Origin of the sequence: Dokdonella sp., assembly GCF_039926425.1 — a bacterium.
GTDB lineage: Bacteria > Pseudomonadota > Gammaproteobacteria > Xanthomonadales > Rhodanobacteraceae > Dokdonella_A.
In genome coordinates this window covers 1-17,157 of the sequence record NZ_JBDSWZ010000075.1, presented here as the reverse complement: position 1 = coordinate 17,157, position 17,157 = coordinate 1, and the positions used below count along the sequence as shown (strand labels likewise).

General features: G+C 63.6%; 17 protein-coding genes and 1 pseudogene. 16 read left to right on the top strand and 2 right to left on the bottom strand.

Annotated elements, in window-relative coordinates; all coding sequences use genetic code 11:
* The first annotated feature begins 79 nt into the window (after positions 1-79).
* The 8 genes from ABIV12_RS04570 to def all read left to right on the top strand — a co-directional run bounded on the left by ABIV12_RS04570 (position 80) and on the right by def (position 7,958).
* Positions 80-523, top strand: coding sequence for a hypothetical protein (locus ABIV12_RS04570; protein WP_348056693.1), 444 nt, complete (start codon positions 80-82; stop codon positions 521-523).
* Positions 524-622: 99 nt separating this feature from the next.
* On the top strand, positions 623-1,588 hold the full coding sequence (locus ABIV12_RS04565; RefSeq protein ID WP_348056691.1) for a peptidylprolyl isomerase: 966 nt from the start codon (positions 623-625) through the stop codon (positions 1,586-1,588).
* Between the two features lie 85 nt (positions 1,589-1,673).
* Positions 1,674-2,444 (top strand): ABC transporter permease, encoded by a 771-nt coding sequence (locus ABIV12_RS04560; protein ID WP_348056689.1) that lies wholly within the window; start codon positions 1,674-1,676, stop codon positions 2,442-2,444.
* A complete protein-coding gene (locus ABIV12_RS04555) occupies positions 2,441-3,649 on the top strand; it encodes an ABC transporter ATP-binding protein (RefSeq protein ID WP_348056687.1) in 1,209 nt (402 codons plus the stop codon). The genes ABIV12_RS04560 and ABIV12_RS04555 overlap by 4 nt, the downstream gene beginning before the upstream one ends.
* Positions 3,646-4,572, top strand: a complete 927-nt coding sequence (locus tag ABIV12_RS04550; protein WP_348056685.1) for a class I SAM-dependent methyltransferase — start codon at positions 3,646-3,648, stop codon at positions 4,570-4,572. Before ABIV12_RS04555 ends, ABIV12_RS04550 begins: the two co-directional genes overlap by 4 nt.
* A complete protein-coding gene (locus ABIV12_RS04545) occupies positions 4,569-6,431 on the top strand; it encodes a hypothetical protein (RefSeq protein ID WP_348056683.1) in 1,863 nt (620 codons plus the stop codon). Before ABIV12_RS04550 ends, ABIV12_RS04545 begins: the two co-directional genes overlap by 4 nt.
* Positions 6,421-7,428, top strand: a complete 1,008-nt coding sequence (locus ABIV12_RS04540) for a glycosyltransferase family 2 protein (RefSeq protein ID WP_348056681.1) — start codon at positions 6,421-6,423, stop codon at positions 7,426-7,428. The genes ABIV12_RS04545 and ABIV12_RS04540 overlap by 11 nt, the downstream gene beginning before the upstream one ends.
* Entirely contained in the window at positions 7,425-7,958 is a 534-nt protein-coding gene (gene def / locus ABIV12_RS04535; protein ID WP_348056679.1) for a peptide deformylase, read from the top strand. Before ABIV12_RS04540 ends, def begins: the two co-directional genes overlap by 4 nt.
* Positions 7,959-8,000: 42 nt before the next feature.
* Here the strand turns inward: def and pyrF are convergent, their stop codons facing one another.
* A complete protein-coding gene (gene pyrF / locus ABIV12_RS04530) occupies positions 8,001-8,828 on the bottom strand; it encodes an orotidine-5'-phosphate decarboxylase (RefSeq protein WP_348056678.1) in 828 nt (275 codons plus the stop codon).
* 291 nt (positions 8,829-9,119) lie between these two features.
* Entirely contained in the window at positions 9,120-10,781 is a 1,662-nt protein-coding gene (ettA, locus tag ABIV12_RS04525; RefSeq protein WP_348056676.1) for an energy-dependent translational throttle protein EttA, read from the bottom strand.
* A gap of 204 nt (positions 10,782-10,985) precedes the next feature.
* Here ettA and glyA point away from each other — a divergent pair, with 204 nt between their 5' ends.
* From glyA to ABIV12_RS04485, 8 genes and pseudogenes are all read left to right on the top strand, one after another.
* The gene (gene glyA, locus ABIV12_RS04520) at positions 10,986-12,242 is read left to right on the top strand and encodes a serine hydroxymethyltransferase (protein ID WP_348056674.1); all 1,257 of its coding nucleotides are present in this window, start codon (positions 10,986-10,988) and stop codon (positions 12,240-12,242) included.
* Positions 12,215-12,967: a CTP synthase gene (locus tag ABIV12_RS04515; RefSeq protein ID WP_348056672.1), complete on the top strand. Its 753-nt coding sequence runs from the start codon at positions 12,215-12,217 to the stop codon at positions 12,965-12,967. The genes glyA and ABIV12_RS04515 overlap by 28 nt, the downstream gene beginning before the upstream one ends.
* A 2-nt stretch (positions 12,968-12,969) precedes the next feature.
* A complete protein-coding gene (gene nrdR / locus ABIV12_RS04510) occupies positions 12,970-13,488 on the top strand; it encodes a transcriptional regulator NrdR (protein ID WP_348056670.1) in 519 nt (172 codons plus the stop codon).
* 32 nt (positions 13,489-13,520) lie between these two features.
* Positions 13,521-14,615, top strand: coding sequence for a bifunctional diaminohydroxyphosphoribosylaminopyrimidine deaminase/5-amino-6-(5-phosphoribosylamino)uracil reductase RibD (gene ribD / locus ABIV12_RS04505; protein ID WP_348056724.1), 1,095 nt, complete (start codon positions 13,521-13,523; stop codon positions 14,613-14,615).
* Between the two features lie 41 nt (positions 14,616-14,656).
* Positions 14,657-15,259, top strand: coding sequence for a riboflavin synthase (locus ABIV12_RS04500; protein ID WP_348056668.1), 603 nt, complete (start codon positions 14,657-14,659; stop codon positions 15,257-15,259).
* Positions 15,256-16,371 (top strand): bifunctional 3,4-dihydroxy-2-butanone-4-phosphate synthase/GTP cyclohydrolase II, encoded by a 1,116-nt coding sequence (gene ribBA, locus ABIV12_RS04495; protein ID WP_348056666.1) that lies wholly within the window; start codon positions 15,256-15,258, stop codon positions 16,369-16,371. The genes ABIV12_RS04500 and ribBA overlap by 4 nt, the downstream gene beginning before the upstream one ends.
* Before the next feature lie 120 nt (positions 16,372-16,491).
* Positions 16,492-16,956 (top strand): 6,7-dimethyl-8-ribityllumazine synthase, encoded by a 465-nt coding sequence (ribH, locus tag ABIV12_RS04490; RefSeq protein WP_348056664.1) that lies wholly within the window; start codon positions 16,492-16,494, stop codon positions 16,954-16,956.
* Positions 16,953-17,157 (top strand): annotated as a pseudogene (locus ABIV12_RS04485) (N utilization substance protein B); the annotation flags it as partial. The gene ribH and the pseudogene ABIV12_RS04485, both read left to right, overlap by 4 nt.

Genomic DNA, 17,157 nt, shown 5'->3' with positions numbered 1-17,157 from the left:
CCCAGCAGGACGCCTCTCAACTGCCACGATCAGATATCCCAATATCGGCGCTGGAACCACGACGCGCCCGGGAGTCGATTTGACCCGCTTCGAAAATATTTGGGGACATGCCACAAATGTCGACGCCGCGGTCCTCTGGCCCGGCACCGACGGTGCGGTCCCGGCAATCATGAACTGGGGCAAGACGCAGTACGTCGCTGCCAAATTCACGGTGCCTGCTGGAGTCAATCCCAATCTGTTCAATGTCCTTGGCTACAGCACCTATTTCGGCGAACCGCTGATGACCATGTCGGTGAGCGAGACGTGCGGAGATTTCAGCCCGCCCAACCCGAGCCTCTGCCTCACGTCCAACGTCGCGACGGGAGGAGGGTTCAAGAAGATGGTGATTGTCCCGAAGACGAACGGCTGTCCGCTGATTCCAGGCCGAAGCTACTTCATCAATTTGAAGATGTCCGATCCGACGCCCGCGCAATGTGCAAACCAGTCGATCTGCACGATTTCGACGAACAACGGCCATAACTGAGCCTTCAATGCGAGACGCCGGCGCATCTGCGCCGGCGTCTTTTCGTTTTGAGCCGTCCGTTTGCTGTGCGTTGCGCCCTTCTTGAATCAGGAGACTTTCATGGTTTCAATGCGACCGTCGTTCGTCGTTCGTATTTTTTTGTCCGTCGCATTGACCTTGCTTGTGGTTCCCGCGCATCGCGCGATTGCAGTGGACACATCGGTGGCTCCCAGCACGGTTGTCGCCAAACAGGGAGACGTGTCGGTCACCCTGCAGGACATCGACGTGTTCGCCCAAACAATGCCGGCCGAGCAGCGACGCGGTTTCTTCGACAATCCGACGCGACTTGAGGACCTGATCACGACGCTGCTTCTGAAGAAGCGACTTGCGAAAGAAGCGCGCGACATCGGACTTGATCACGATCCCTCTGTGGCTGCGCAGATGAGCATCGCTGCCGACAGCGCGCTCGGCACCGCTCGCATGCAGAAGTTCAAGCAGGACCTGAAGTATCCGGACTTCTCCGAGCTGGCAAGGGAAGACTTCATCGGGCACAAGGAGAAGTACGTTGTTTCTCCGAAGATCGACGTGAAGCACGTCCTGATTTCGATCAAGACACACACGAAGGAAGAGGCACAGGCACTGGCGGAAACGGTTCGACAGCAAGCCGCTGCCAAGCCGGGCGATTTCGATGCGCTGATCGAGACGTACTCGGAAGATCCGAGCAAGCCGGAAAACCACGGTCTGATGAAGGATGCGGGAAGCGAACGTTACGTTCGCGCGTTTTCCGACGCGGCCAAGTTGCTGACCAAGCCCGGTGAGATTTCGCCGGTGGTTGAAACGCCGTTTGGCTACCACGTGCTCCAATTCGTCGCAAAGACCGCGTCGACGCAGCCGAAGTTCGACGATGTGAAAGCGCAGATTGTTGCCCGACTGCAAGCGGATTACACCGAAAAGCAGGTCCGCGGCCACACCGACGCCATTCGCAACCTCCCCATCGATGCGACTCCCGCGTTGATTGAATCGCTGCGGACGCGTTACACCGATTTGGACGCGGCAACCGCGCCGGCGCCATCCGGCGCCAACTGAACCCACCAGCGCGCCCTGCGTGCGGGGCTCGAACTCCACCAACGCCACGCTTGCATGTCGATGGCATGCAGGAGCGTAGACAGGCATGGCGATCGCGGTACTTGTCCGACGATTCGTTGTACGCGAACTGACCGATCGATTCGCAGGCAGTGTGTCGGGCGCGATGTGGGCGCTCCTGCAGCCCCTGCTGCAACTCGCCATCACCGCGTTCGTGTTCGTGCACGTCTTCAAGGCGCGCGTGCCCGGCGACTCGACGATTGGCTACGTGCCATTTCTTGCACTGGCACTTTGGCCCTGGGTCGCCTTTTCCGAAGCGGTGCTGCGTTCGACGACGAAGATTGTCGATAACGCCGCGTTGATCGGCAAGGTTGCGCTGCCGCGCGAAGTTCTCATTCTTGCCAGCGTCGGAGCGAGTTTTGCCGTTCACACCGTCGGGTTCATCGCGGTGGTTCTCGTTCTCGCCGTCACCCGACAGGGCATCCATCTTGAAGGCCTTGTCCCGTCGCTGTTGTTGTTCGTGCCCTTGGCGGGTCTTGCGCTGGGTATCGCGCTGATCTGCGCATCGATCCAGGTGTTCGTCCGTGATCTGGTGCTGGCACTCGGTCAGTTGTTGCCGTTGATGATGTTCGCGGCGCCGGTGTACTACGACCGCGAGCAGTTGCCGGAACAATATCGCCGTTTCCTCGATTTCAATCCGTTTACGTTCTACGCCGAGTCCTTCAGAGCGTTGTTGCTCGATCACGGCACGATCGGCGTGCGGTCGTCGATCGTGGCCGTGCTCCTCTCGGTCGTGGCGCTGGTAGCGGGTCGCTGGATTTTCCGGCGACTCGACTCGCACTTCGAGGATTTTCTGTGACCGATGTGCTGGTGCAGGCGCGAGGCCTTGGCAAGGCATACCCGAAGGTGCATCGCACCAGTGATCGAATGCGCGCGCTTGGTCGGCTGCTTTTCACCGGAAAGGACGGCGATCGGGTTGCCGTGTTGCGCGATGTGAAACTCGATATACGCCGCGGCGAATCGCTGGCACTCATCGGCGAGAACGGCGCCGGAAAATCCACGCTGCTCAAACTCATCACCGGCGTGCTGACACCGAGCACCGGCACCGTTGAGGTGAAGGGCGAAATCGGCGCGCTGCTGGAGTTGGGGGCCGGGTTCCACCCCGAGTACAGCGGGCGCGACAACATCGCTATGTCTGCCGCATTGCACGGATTGAGTGGCGAGGAATTGCAGCGGCGAATGCCGGAGATCATCGCGTTCGCCGATATCGGCCACTACATCGATGAGCCGGTGAAGCACTACTCGTCGGGCATGGTGGTGCGGCTGGGTTTCGCTGTCGTTGCCGCGTTGAAGCCGGATCTGCTGGTGACGGATGAAGTCCTCGCGGTCGGTGACGAATCCTTCCAGAAGAAATGCGTGCAATGGATGAAGGAGTATCTCGCCGCTGGCGGCACCCTGATTCTCGTATCGCACAGCATGTACCACGTGCAGAAGTTGTGTCGCCACGCCTGCTGGCTACGTGACGGTGCGATCGAAATGTATGGCGACGTTTTCGACGTCACCCAGGCCTATCTCGCCTACCACGAGCGCAAATGCGCACCCGTCGAGTCGGCGTCCGATCGGGCTGCAAAGGGAACGCTCGAATTTTCGATCCTCGAGGTGTCACTCAACGGCTCACTGTCCGATCAACCGGTGTCGATTGAAATCGGGGATACGCTGGTGGTGCGCGCAAGCGTCCAATCGCGCGAAGGGCGCGAGCCCTGCCTCGCGATCGGCATCGTGCGCGCCGACGGCACCCCCGTGTACGGTGTCGGTACGGATATGGATGGCTACACTCCCCAGCAGATGGGTGCGAACCAATTCGCCTGCGAAATCGAGTTCAATTCAGTGGCGCTGCTTCCTGGCAGCTATACGGTGCGTGTCCATCCGATGGACTCGGAGGGCGTGCGCGTGTTCGACACCGTCGAACGCGGAGTGATCGTCCGCGGTGCCTCGCGCGAATTCGGAATGGTGCGCCTCGCTCACCAGTGGAACCCGATCGTCACCGGTGCTCCTCTGACATGAGCGAGAACGACTCCGACCTCGCTTTCACGGGCGAGAGATTCTTGCCCGATTGCGTGCGGGAAATCTGGTACGAGCACTGGCATCGGTACGTGTTTGCCCGGGAATTTTCAGTGGGCGCCCGCGTCCTTGATGCCGCATGTGGCGAAGGCTACGGCTCCGCGATGCTGGCGGAAGTCGCCGCCAGCGTTGTCGGCGTCGATATCGACCAGGCGTCGATCGCGCATGCCCGTGCGCGCTACGCAGGAAAGGCCGGCTTGCGTTACGACTGTGCGGATGCCACCCAACTGCCGTTCCCGGATGGCGCCTTCGATGTGGTCGTGTCGTTCGAGACGCTGGAGCATCTTGCGGACCAGGCGCGCCTGTTGTCCGGCTTTGCGCGCGTGCTGGCGAGCGACGGAACGCTGCTGATCTCGTCGCCCGACAAGCGAACCTACAGCGACCTCTCGGGCTTCCGCAATGAATTCCACGTGCGCGAACTGTATCGCGACGAATTGCTTCAGCTGTTGAAGCCGCATTTCCCGCATGTTCGCCTGTACGGCCAAAAGCTCCTGTTCCAGTCCGCGCTGTGGTCGATGGATGAAGGGTCGGCAATGGCGCCAGCACAGGTGACCACGGCGAGCGGGGGAGGCGGTCAACTGCGCGACGGTTTCGACTACGATCCGATGTACTACGTGGCAGTCTGCGCGCGCCAGCCGTTTCATGACGCACTGCCGTCGCTCTCGCTGTTCGGCGACCGCGAAGAGTCGGTCTATACGCATTACAATCAGGAAATCCGCAAGACCATCAGCGCGGGCGCGCGGATCGCCGAACTTGAGGCCGAGGTTGCGCGACTGCAGGAGCAGGTAGCCGCTCCTCGCGTCAGCCCCCTTGCTCCGATGCCCCGAGACTGGCGCTGGTGGCGCCGCAACCGATCGACCGAATGAATTCAGACCTCAGTTACCAGATCAACTACGGCAACCTCGGCACTGCGCGGTCGGTGCCCGCCGTCGATCCGAATGCTCCGTTGTATGCCTCCGAGGACGGCGTGGTCGCGTCGTTGTCGAACAACGAGTGCATCTTCCAGGTCAAGCGCAGCGGCGAAACGCACGTGATGACCTTCCAGGTGCTGCAGGCGCTCGACCAGAGCCGCGAATTCCGCAGCCTCGACGAACACGTCGTGCGCATTCTGGCGACGGTGCCAGGGCTGCAGGCGCAGCGCGAAGGGGTCTCGCGCGTGCTGGAAGGCCTCACACGGCGTGGGCTGCTGGTGTCGGATCGCGAATTCCTCCAGCGCGCGGAGGCATCCGTCGCACGCGATCCCGCACCGCTGCGGGCGGTGTTCATCCGCGCATGCGACCGCCCCGAGCAACTCGCACATCTCCTCGGTTCACTGACCGACTACGAGCGACGATTCCGCGCCAACCGTCGCTATGTCCTTCTCGACGATTCCACGACCCGGGAGTCGGCCAACCGCCATCGCGATCTGCTACGTGAATTCGCGCGCGCGACCGGTTGCAAGCTGAGCTATGTCGGCGCGTCCGAATCGGAGCGCATGGTCGCAAAGCTGGCCCGCGCGGTCCCGCAGGCCGCGTCGATTTTGCCGCACTTGCTGACGCGCACCGGCGCAACCGCACGTTTCGGTGGCGGTCGCGCGTGGAATCTCGCCCTGCTGCTGTCGGCCGGCGCACGCATGATCCTGCTCGATGACGATCATCGGTTGCCGCTTCGCTCCCCCGACGATGCCCGCAGTGGATTTGACCCGAATCCCGCCGCACGCGCGCACACGCGGTTCCATCGGAATCTCGAAAACGCGCTCGGCGCAGGACAGGAGATCGAGGAAGACCCGTTCGAGCTCCACCTCGACGCAGTAGGTCGTTCGCTCGGTGCGCTCACGGCCACTGCGCGTTACGCGATCGCACGCGAGTCGCTTCGAGGTCTCGCGTTGAGTCGTCTGGACTACCTTCGCGGCGCTGCACCGATCATCGCCACGCAGCACGGCAGCTACGGAAGTTCACGGACGGAATCAGGCTTGTGGCTGTATCAGTTGCCGGCCGATCAGCGCGCGGATTTCACGCGCGACCGCGACAGCTATCTGCGCAACGTCGAAGCCGGCAGCCTTTGGTATGGGTTCGCTCAGGCACGCGCCGCGACGTCTGCGACGTTCACGCCATTCGCCCTCGACAACTCGATGATGTTGCCGTGCGCCAATCCGACCGGTCGGGGCGAGGACGCGTTGTTCTCGCGCGTGACCGAGTTGTGTCATCCCGGCGCGCTGATGGTCGAGCTTCCGGTCGCGATCGGACACGTGCAGGAAATACAGCGGAAGCGGTCGTCGCGCACGCTGGCGGCGCACACGCCCCGTTTCAACTATTTCGTCAGCGATTTCGTGCAGCGGCAGCTACCCGAATTCAACGCAAGCGATCCGGCGCGGCGACTGGGCCTGCTCGCGGCCCACCTGCGGGACATCGCCGGCGCGGATGATGCAGGATGCCTGCGTCAGCTGCGTGATTACCTGGCGTATTCGCGTGCCGACCTGATCGAACGCCTGCAGCACCAGTTCGACGGTGCACAGGATGCGCCGGTGTACTGGCAGGCAGACTTGCGTTCAATCATCGAATCGAATGGACGCGCGCTGATTTCCAGCGAACCCCCGCGTCTGGGCGATTGGCCAGAGGCGGACAACGCCGGTTGCATCCGCATGCTCCGGGAGGAAACGACACAGCTCGCTTCCGCGTTCGAGGTGTGGCCCGCGTTGTGGGCACACGCACGCGAGCAGGGCGACCGGCTGCTGGATGCGATCTGACCACGACGCGGTTTCGTTCCCGACGACATCGGTGACGCCAGGTTTGACCAGCGTCGTCATCGTCGCTGCCGACAGTGGTCCGCTGCTGCAATCATGCGTCGATGCGGTGCTGGCGTCGGCGTCATCGGTTGAGGTCGTACTGGTCGACAACGACTCGAGCGATGGTGAAGTGGACCGCGTCGCCGCGACACACGCATCTGATCCGCGCTTGCGTCGCCTGCGCAATGCCGCGAATCTCGGTTTTGGACCCGCCTGCAACCGCGGCGCGAAACTCGCGCGCGGGGACGTTTTCGTATTCCTCAATCCTGATTGCATCGTGGAAGTCGATACGATCCTGTCCCTTCGACGAGTGCTGCAAGATCTCCCGGTTGCGGGCGTCCTCGGCGTCACTGTCTGTGATCCGGATGGGCGGCCAGCGCGCGGCAATCGTCGTCGCGATCCCAGCCTACGGAGGACGCTGGCGACGATGCTTGGTCTATCCCGCTTCGCAGCGAGATGGCCCGCCTTTGCTGGTGTCGAAATGCAGGACGATCCGCCTGGCCCGTCGATCGAGTTCGTCGATGCGATTTCAGGAGCGTGCATGACGCTGACACGTACTGCGTTCGACGCGGTTGCCGGTTTCGATGAACGCTATTTCCTGCACGTGGAGGATCTCGATCTGTGCCGTCGCGTGCGTGCTGCCGGATTCAAGGTTGCGATCGTTCACGCGCTGCGAGTCGTCCATGCGCAAGGCAGTTCGAGCCGGCGTCGACCGGTCTTTGTCGACTGGCACAAGCATCGCGGAATGTGGCTGTATTTCCGGCGCTTCGATCCTGCGGCGCGCAATTGCGTTTTGCGACTGCCGGTCTGGTTGGCGCTGTGGGCGCATTTTGTAGTGAGAGCCCCCTCGCTGTGGCTGCGGAGTTTCAGCACCCAAGATCCTCGCCGCCAGGGAGAGGCAGCGCGTCCACACAATCACGACGATGCCATCGATTCAAACCCAGGAGCGCCGCGATGATCCACGACATCCTGAAAATGGGAGACCCCCGTCTGCTGCGAATGGCCGAGCCTGTCCGCCAGTTCGACACGCCGGAGATGCGTACCCTGATCGCCGACCTGTTCGAGACCATGCATGCTGCGGGTGGCGTCGGGCTCGCGGCGCCGCAGATCGGCGTGGACCTGCAACTGGTGATCTTCGGCTTCGACCGCAGCGATCGCTATCCGGATGCTCCGGAGGTTCCGCGCACGATCCTGCTCAACCCGCGGATCACGCCGATGTCCGACGCGCGCGAGGAAGGTTGGGAAGGGTGTCTGTCGGTGCCCGGGTTGCGCGGCGTGGTCGAGCGCTGGTCGTCGATCCGCTATACCGGTGTCGATCCGCTCGGTCAGCCGATCGACCGGCTGGCCGAAGGATTCCACGCGCGCGTGGTGCAGCACGAATGCGACCATTTGATCGGCACGCTGTATCCAATGCGGATCACCGATTTCTCGCGCTTCGGCTTTACGCAGGTGCTGTTCCCGGACATGGATCCCGACGCGGACGAATGACGGCTTTCCCCCGTGGTGTCGGCAGCCGCTGAAAAACGCATGTCAACGATGCAGGTTGATCCCGTCGCGCAACGCCAGCGTCGCAGCGCGCGCCGCATCTGCAAAATCGTCGCCATTGCTCGCATAGAGAATGGCTCGTGACGAACTGATCATCAGTCCCGCACCGTCGGACGTCTTTCCGCTGTCGACGACGGCAGCGACGTCGCCGCCCTGCGCGCCCACGCCAGGCACCAGCAGCGGCAGATCACCGACGCGCCGGCGCACGTCCGCGATCTCCGCCGGATACGTGGCGCCGACGACGAGCGCGCAGTTGCCGTTCGCGTTCCACTCGCGCGCAACCGATTCCGCTACATGCTGGTACAGGCGACGTTCGGTTCCATGGTTGTCACGCACGACGAGATCCTGCAGATCGCGTGCGCCTGGATTGGAGGTGCGGCACAGGATGATCACGCCCTTGTCGGCCCGATCGAGAAATGGCTGCACCGAGTCGCGTCCGAGGTAAGGATTCACCGTCACCGCATCGGCCTGGTAACGGTCGAACGCTTCGATCGCATAGTTCTTCGCCGTCGAACCGATGTCTCCGCGCTTTGCATCAAGGACCACCGGAACGCGCGGATGGCTTGCGTGGATGTGCGCGATCAGGCGCTGCAACGCATCTTCAGCGCCGAGTGCCGCAAAGTGGGCGATCTGCGGCTTGAACGCGCACACGAGGTCTGCCGTTGCGTCGACGATCTCGCGGCAGAATTCGAATACCGCGGCGGGTGACGCGCGCAATGCCGCCGGAAATCGGGCCGGTTCGGGATCGAGGCCGACACAGACCAGCGAGTGGTTGTGTTCCCAGGCGTGCCGCAGCGATTGCGCAAAGTTCATGTCGGTCCCCGCATATGCGTGGTGATCAAGTATCGACGTCATTTCCTGGCGACGACGTCCATCCCGACGACCGAGGTCATCGCGGAATGACGACGTCTGCCCCAACCACCGACGTCATTCCCGCGAAGGCGGGAATCGCTCTCCGGCCGCGGAGTGGTCGGCGCTCTCATCGTGTTACGACGCGATGGTCATCAGGCAGACTGCTTCGTCGTCCTGGAGCGATTCCCGCTTTCGCGGGAATGACGTTGTTTAGCGTTGATGCGATTCCCGATTCCCGATTCCCGATTCCCGTCAAACCAGTTTCTTGTAGCGGATGCGATGCGGCTGCATTGCTTCCTCGCCGAGGCGGCGCTTCTTGTCTTCCTCGTATTCCTTGTAGTTGCCGGGGAAGAACTCGACGTGCGAATCGCCCTCGAACGCGAGGATGTGCGTGGCGATGCGGTCGAGAAACCAGCGGTCATGCGAAATGACGAACACGTTGCCGGGAAATTCCAGCAGCGCATCTTCCAGCGCGCGCAGCGTTTCAATGTCCAGATCGTTTGACGGTTCGTCGAGCAACAGCACGTTGCCGCCCTGCAGCAGGGTCTTCGCCAGGTGCAGGCGTCCGCGCTCACCGCCCGACAGCGTTCCGACCAGCTTCTGCTGATCCTGTCCGCGGAAGTTGAAGCGACCGAGGTACGCGCGCGACTGGATCTCGATGCCGTTGATGTTGAGGATGTCGGCGCCGCCGGAAATTTCCTGGAAGACGTTGTGGTTGCCCTCGAGTTTTTCGCGGCTCTGGTCGACGTACGCGATGTTGACCGTCTGGCCCTTGTTGATCTCGCCCTTGTCGGGCTTTTCCAGTCCGATGATCATCTTGAACAGCGTCGACTTGCCGGCGCCGTTCGGACCGATGATGCCGATGATCGCGCCCGGAGGCGCGGCGAAGCTGAGGTCGTCGATCAGCAGACGGTCGCCGAACGATTTCGTCACGCCCTTGAACTCGATCACCTGGCTGCCCAGACGCTCGCCCGGCGGAATGAAGATCTCGTTGGTCTCGTTGCGCCGCTGGTAGTCGACGGCCTGCAACTCCTCCATGCGGGCGAGTCGCGCCTTGCCCTTGCTGCGGCCGCCCTTGGCGTTGCTGCGTGCCCACTCGAGCTCGCGCTGGATCGCCTTCTGGCGCGACTTTTCGCTCGATTCTTCCTGCTTCAGGCGATCGCCCTTCTGCTCCAGCCACGAGGAATAGTTGCCCTTCCACGGAATGCCGCGACCACGGTCGAGTTCGAGGATCCACTCGGCGGCGTTGTCGAGGAAGTAGCGATCATGGGTGACTGCGACCACGGTACCCGGATAGTCGTGCAGGAAATTCTCCAGCCACTCGACCGACTCGGCATCCAGATGGTTGGTCGGTTCGTCGAGCAGCAGCATGTCGGGCTTGGACAACAGCAGGCGGCACAGCGCGACGCGACGCTTTTCTCCACCGGACAGTTTGCCGACGTTGGCCTCCCACGGCGGCAGGCGCAGCGCATCGGCCGCGACTTCCAGCTGCCGTTCGAGCGCATGCGCATCGTTCGCGGCGAGCAGGTTTTCGAGGCGCTGTTGTTCCGCGGCGAGCTTGTCGAAATCCGCGCCTTCCTCGGCGTACTCCGCGTAGACCTGGTCGAGCCGCTGCTGCGCGCCGATGATCTCGGCCACGCCTTCCTCGACGACCTCGCGAACGTTTTTCTCCGGATCGAGATTGGGCTCCTGTTCGAGAAAGCCGATCTTGGTGCCCGGATGCGGGCGCGCTTCGCCGACGAAATCGGTGTCCGTGCCAGCCATGATGCGCAGCACCGTCGATTTGCCGGCGCCGTTGAGGCCGAGCAGGCCGATTTTTGCCCCGGGGAAAAAGGACAGCGAAATGTCCTTGATGATCTGGCGCTTCGGCGGAACGACCTTGCTGACGCCGATCATCGTGTAGATGTATTGCATGAATGCCGCTCCGGACGAAAGCCGCGTCGACGCTGGCCACAGCGCCGAATCGGGTAAAACAGGGAAAGGTTGCCATTATCGCCGATGGACAGGTGGCTCGTCATGCCCCGGAACCCACGCAGGGCGTTTCGACGCACCTCCGCCGCGCGCGGGCTTCACAAAACGGTAAAATGCGCAATTCCCGCAGCTACCAGGTCTCGTCCGATGTTTCCCAAGGATTCCCGCATCGCAGGTTTTGACCCGGAACTCGCCCAGGCGATGGCCCATGAGCTCCAGCGGCAGGAAGACCACGTCGAACTGATCGCGTCGGAAAACTACGCAAGTCCGCGCGTGCTCGAGGCGCAGGGCTCCGTGCTCACCAACAAGTATGCGGAAGGCTATCCGGGCAAGCGCTACTACGGTGGTTGCGAATACGTCGACATCGCCGAGACGCTTGCGATCGAGCGCGTGAAACAATTATTTGATGCGGACTACGCCAACGTGCAGCCGCACTCGGGTTCGCAGGCAAACCAGGCGGTGTTCTTCGCGCTGCTCAAGCCCGGCGACACGATCCTCGGCATGAGTCTGGCGCACGGCGGCCACCTGACCCACGGCGCCAAGGTCAATCTCAGCGGCAAGATCTTCAACGCGGTCCAGTACGGCATTGATCCGTCGACCGGTCTGGTCGACTACGACGACGTCGAGAAACTCGCGCTCGAACACAAGCCGAAGATGGTCATCGCCGGTTTTTCGGCGTATTCGCAGGTGCTCGACTGGGCACGCTTCCGCGCGATTGCCGACAAGGTCGGCGCCTACCTGTTCGTCGACATGGCGCATATCGCCGGCCTCGTTGCCGCGGGCGTCTATCCGAGCCCGTTGCCGCATGCGCACGTCGTCACGTCCACCACGCACAAGACACTGCGCGGACCTCGCGGCGGCATCATCGTCGCCAGGGGCGCCGGCGCCGAGATCGAGAAGAAGCTCCAGTCGATCGTGTTCCCCGGCATCCAGGGCGGCCCGCTGATGCACGTGATCGCGGCCAAGGCCGTTGCGTTCAAGGAAGCCCTGGAGCCCGCGTTCAAGGTGTATCAGGCACAGGTGGTGAAGAACGCGCAGGCGATGGCCAAGGCGTTCATTGCGCGCGGTTACAAGGTGGTCTCCGGCGGTACCGAGAACCATCTGATGCTGATCGACCTGATCGGCCGCAATGTGACCGGCAAGGATGCCGAAGCGGTTCTCGGCGCCGCGCACATCACCACCAACAAGAACGCGGTGCCGAACGATCCGCGCTCGCCGTTCATCACCTCTGGCCTGCGCATCGGAACGCCGGCGGTCACCACGCGCGGCTACGGCGAGCAGGAGTGCATCGAGCTGACGAACTGGATCTGCGATGTGCTCGACGCGCCCGCCGATGAAGCCGTCATCGCGAAGGTCCGTGAAGCCGTGACGGCGCAGTGCAAGAAATTCCCGGTCTACGGCTGAAGCCGCCGATGCCGGCCCTGCGCATCGGATTGATTGGCGACCGCGACGAGGACATCGCTGCCCACCACGCGATCCCGCTCGCCCTGGGTTTCGCAGCGGCGAACTGCGCAGTCGACGTCGATGTCGCGTGGATCGCCACCGATTCGGTCGGGAGTGCACGCGACCTTGCCCATCTCGACGGGCTCTGGTGCGTACCCGGTAGTCCGTACCGCAACATGGACGGCGCGCTCACGGCCATCCGCTACGCACGCGAGGAAAACGTCCCGTTCATGGGGACCTGCGGCGGGTTTCAACATTCGGTCGTCGAGTACGCACGGAATGTCCTCGGTTGGCGCGACGCAGACCACGCCGAATCCTCGCCCGACGCTCCGCGCGCAGTGATCGTGCCGCTCAGCTGCGCACTGGTCGAGGTGCGCGACGGCGTGCATCTGGTCGAGGGCTCGCGCATCCGCGAGGCGTATGGGGCGGATCGCATCGACGAGGCCTACCACTGCCGTTTCGGGCTGTCGGCGGATTTTCGCGAAGCGATCGCGAATGGGTCACTGCGTGTCACGGGAACCGATGACAAGGGAGACGCGCGCGCGATCGAGCTTGACGGACACCGCTTCTTCGTCGCGACGCTGTTCCAGCACGAACGCGTCGCGCTGGTCGGCGCTTGTCCTCCACTCGCCCGCGCATTCGTCGACGCGATCGCAACGCGCGTGCGCGCGACCGCCGCGGCCTGACCGTGCACTGCCCCTTCTGCCAGCACGAAGACACGCGCGTGATCGATTCGCGGGTTTCCGAAGACGGCGCGACGATTCGCCGACGGCGCGAATGCGAGGCGTGCGGCGAACGTTTCAACACCTTCGAGTATGCCGAAATCAAGTTGCCGAGCGTGGTGAAGGGCGACGGGCGCCGCGAGACGTTCGACGAAGTGAAATTGCGGACGGGCTTCATGCGTGCATTGCAGAAGCGGCCGGTCGGCAGCGAAAAGGTCGATGCCGCGGTTCGCGCGGTGGTTGAGGACCTGCGGCGCAGCGGGGAGCGAGAAGTGCCGTCCTTGCGCATTGGCGAGTTGGTGATGCGCGAGCTCAAGCGGCTCGATCACGTCGCCTACGTACGGTTTGCGTCGGTGTATCGAAGCTTCGAGGACGTGCAGGCGTTCCGCGAGGAAATCGAGCGGCTCGAACGCGATCTCCCGTCGCTCGAAGGTCTGCAGTTGCCGCTGCTGGCCGACGTCGTGCCGCGCAAGAGCAAGGGTTGAGTCCGGTGTTCTCCGCGATCGACCATGCGCACATGGCGCGTGCGCTGCGTTTGGCAGAACGCGGTCTCTGCACGACGCAACCCAATCCGCGTGTCGGCTGCGTCATCGTCCGTGACGACGAAGTCGTGGGCACGGGATGGCACGAACGTGCCGGCGGCGCACACGCGGAAGTGGTTGCGCTGACCGAAGCGGGCGAACGCGCCGCGGGCGCAACGGCGTACGTGACGCTCGAACCCTGCGGGCTGCGCGGGCGCACGCCTCCATGTGCGGATGCGCTGATCGCCGCCGGCGTTGCACGCGTCGTCATTGCCAGCCAAGACGCGTTCCAACGCGAGGGCGGCGCGCTCGACCGTCTGCGCGCTGCCGGGATCGTGGTCGACGCGGGTCTGATGCGTGACGCTGCACGCGCACTCAATCGCGGATTTTTCAGTCGTGTCGAACGCGGCCGGCCGTGGGTCCGCGTGAAGCTCGCGATGAGCCTCGACGGCCGCACCGGCCTTGCAAACGGCGAATCGAAATGGATCACCGGTGAAGCGGCACGCGCGGATGTGCAACGCTGGCGTGCGCGAAGCTCGGCAATCGTCACGGGGATCGGCACCGTGCTCGCGGATGATCCGCGGCTGACGGTGCGCCGGGTTGCCGGTGAAAAAACGGGTGAATCCCTCGGCAGTGGTGCGTCCGAAGAAGCTGTGCCGCCGCTACGCGTCATATTCGATCGCTCGCTGCGCACGCCGCGGCGATCGCACGTCCTGGATGGGTCGACCCCCACCCTGGTGCTGCATGGCGGCGATGCGACGAACTCCGATGGCCGTTTCGAACAGGTGGAGCGCCTTGCGGTTGAAAGCGACTCCTATGGCCTCGATCTGAAACAAGCGCTCGACCTTCTCGGCTCGCGTGGCATGAACGAAGTGCAAGTGGAGGCTGGCGCGACACTGTCCGGTGCATTGTTCGAGGCGGGGCTGGTCGACGAGCTGCTGCTGTATGTGGCACCGGTCTTCCTCGGCGACGCCGCCAAGTCGTTGCTGGCGTTGCCGACGCTTGCCGACATGGCCGGACGGTGGGCGCTCCAGGTGGTCGACCGGCGTGAGGTCGGCGCCGACATGCGGCTGCTGCTGCGCGCGCCGTGAGTGGTTTCGATTGCGAAAATTCCACACGATTGGAGCAAGTCATGTTCACCGGAATCATCCAGGCCGTTGGACGCATTGCGGGTCGCGAAGCGCGCAGCGGTGATGCGCGCATCGTGATCGATGCCGGCGCAATGGATCTGTGCGATGTCGCGATCGGTGACAGCATCGCCGTCGGTGGCGTCTGTCTGACCGCGATCACGCTGGATGGCGCGCATTTCAGTGCGGACGTGTCGAACGAAACTCTGTCCCTGACGACGCTCGGTACGCTTGGCGTCGGCGACTCGGTGAACCTCGAAAAGTCGCTGCGACTGGCGGACCGTCTGGGCGGCCATCTGGTATCCGGCCACGTCGATGGCATCGGTCGCATCGTGCGCGTCGACGACGATGGCGCATCGCAGCGCTGGACGTTCAGTGCGCCGGCGACGTTGATGCGCTATATCGCGGTGAAGGGATCGATCTGCATCGACGGCACCAGCCTCACCGTCAACACGCTCGATGGCGACACCTTCGGCGTCACGCTGATTCCGCACACGATCGGCCACACGACGTTCGCTGTGCGAAGTACCGGCGATGCGGTCAATCTCGAAGTCGACCTCGTCGCGCGCTACATCGAGCGACTGCACTCCACCGGAGCCGGTTCATGAGTTTCGCAACGATCCCCGACATCCTCGCCGACATCCGTGCCGGACGCATGGTGGTCATCGTCGACGACGAAGACCGCGAGAACGAGGGCGATCTGATCATGGCGGCGGAAAAGGCGCGGCCGGAAGACATCAATTTCATGGCGCGCGAAGGGCGCGGGCTGATCTGTCTGTCGATGACCCGCGCGCGCTGCCGGCAGCTCGGGCTGAAGCCGATGGTCGACACCAACACATCGCCGCACCACACCAACTTCACCGCATCGATCGAAGCGGCCGAAGGCGTGACCACCGGTATTTCCGCGCACGACCGCGCGCACACGATCCGCACCGCGGTGCGCGCCGATGCCGGCCCGCAGCACATCGTGCAACCGGGTCACATCTTTCCGCTGGCGGCGCAGCCGGGCGGTGTGCTCGCGCGCGCCGGTCACACCGAAGCGGCGTGCGATCTGGCCGCGCTGGCTGGCTTGGAACCCGCGGGCGTGCTGGTGGAAGTGCTGAGCGAAGACGGCACGATGGCGCGTCGGCCGGAGCTGGAAACATTCGCCGCGCGTCACGGCTTGCGCATCGGAACCATCGCGGACCTGATCCGTTACCGGCTCGAGACCGAGAAGACCGTCGAACGCGTCCACGAGGAGGCAATCGACACCGAGTTTGGCCCATTCCATCTCGTTGCATACCGCGATGCGCTGTCGCGCGACATGCACTTCGCGCTGGTTCGTGGAACGATCGATGACAGCGCGCCGGTGCTCACGCGTGTGCATGTGCGCAACACGCTGTCCGACGTGCTGCATCTCAAGCGCACCGACCTGGGGTTGACTGTCACCTCGGCGTTGCGCCGCATTGCGCAGGAAGGGCGTGGCGTCGTCGTCGTTCTCGCTGGTGACGACAGCGCCGACACGCTGCTGGAGCGTCTGCAAGGCACCGCCGTTGCCGCTCCGGATGGCCCGATGCAATGGCGCCGCCTCGGTCTCGGCGCGCAAATCCTCGCCGACCTCGGCGTGCGTCGCATGCGGGTACTCGGAACGCCGCGCAAGCTGGTCGGTCTCGCCGGCTTCGGACTCGAAGTCGCAGGCTACGAGGACGTCGGAGACTGCGAAGTCGCCACGGCACCGTAGGAGCGCCTTCAACCGCGATGCTCTTGAGGACGTGTCTGCGCGACGCATCGCGGCTGAAGCCGCTCCTACGGCGGTGCGCCAGCCTGTAAACTGCCGGTCGCACCCAGGTCCACACAACCCATGACCCGCTACTCCGGTGAATTGCGGCCAGTCGCCGATGCGCGTTACGCGATCGTCGCCAGCCGCTGGAATCCGCGCATTGTCGACGCACTCGTCGACGGCGCGCTGCACGCGTTGCGCGAGCATGGCGTTGCCGACACCGCCATCGCCGTGGTGCGCGTTCCCGGCGCATGGGAGATTCCGGCGACCGCAGCCAAACTTGCATCCGGGGGTACGTACGCGGCCATTCTCGCGCTCGGCTGTGTCGTGCGCGGTGACACGCGCCATTACGAACATGTTGCCGATGGTTGCGCCGAGGGGCTGATGCGCGTGTCGCTCGACTACCGGTTGCCGGTGCTCAATGGCGTGCTTGCGGTCGAGATGCATGCTGACGCTGACGCGCGAGCGGGTGGCACGCACGGCAACAAGGGTGAAGACGTAGCGCTTGCCGCGCTGGAGATGGCCGACTTGTGGAGACACCTGTGACCAACGCACCCCGGCCCGCCGGCATCGATCTCGCCGCACGTTCGCGCGCGCGCCGCCGTGCCCTGCAGGCAATCTATGCGTGGCAGATGAGCGGCAATCGCATCGAAGGGGTGATCGACCAGTTCCGCAACGAACAGGACATGCAGATCGCGGATCTCGAATACTTCGAAGATCTGGTGCGTGGGGTCGCCCGTTTGCATG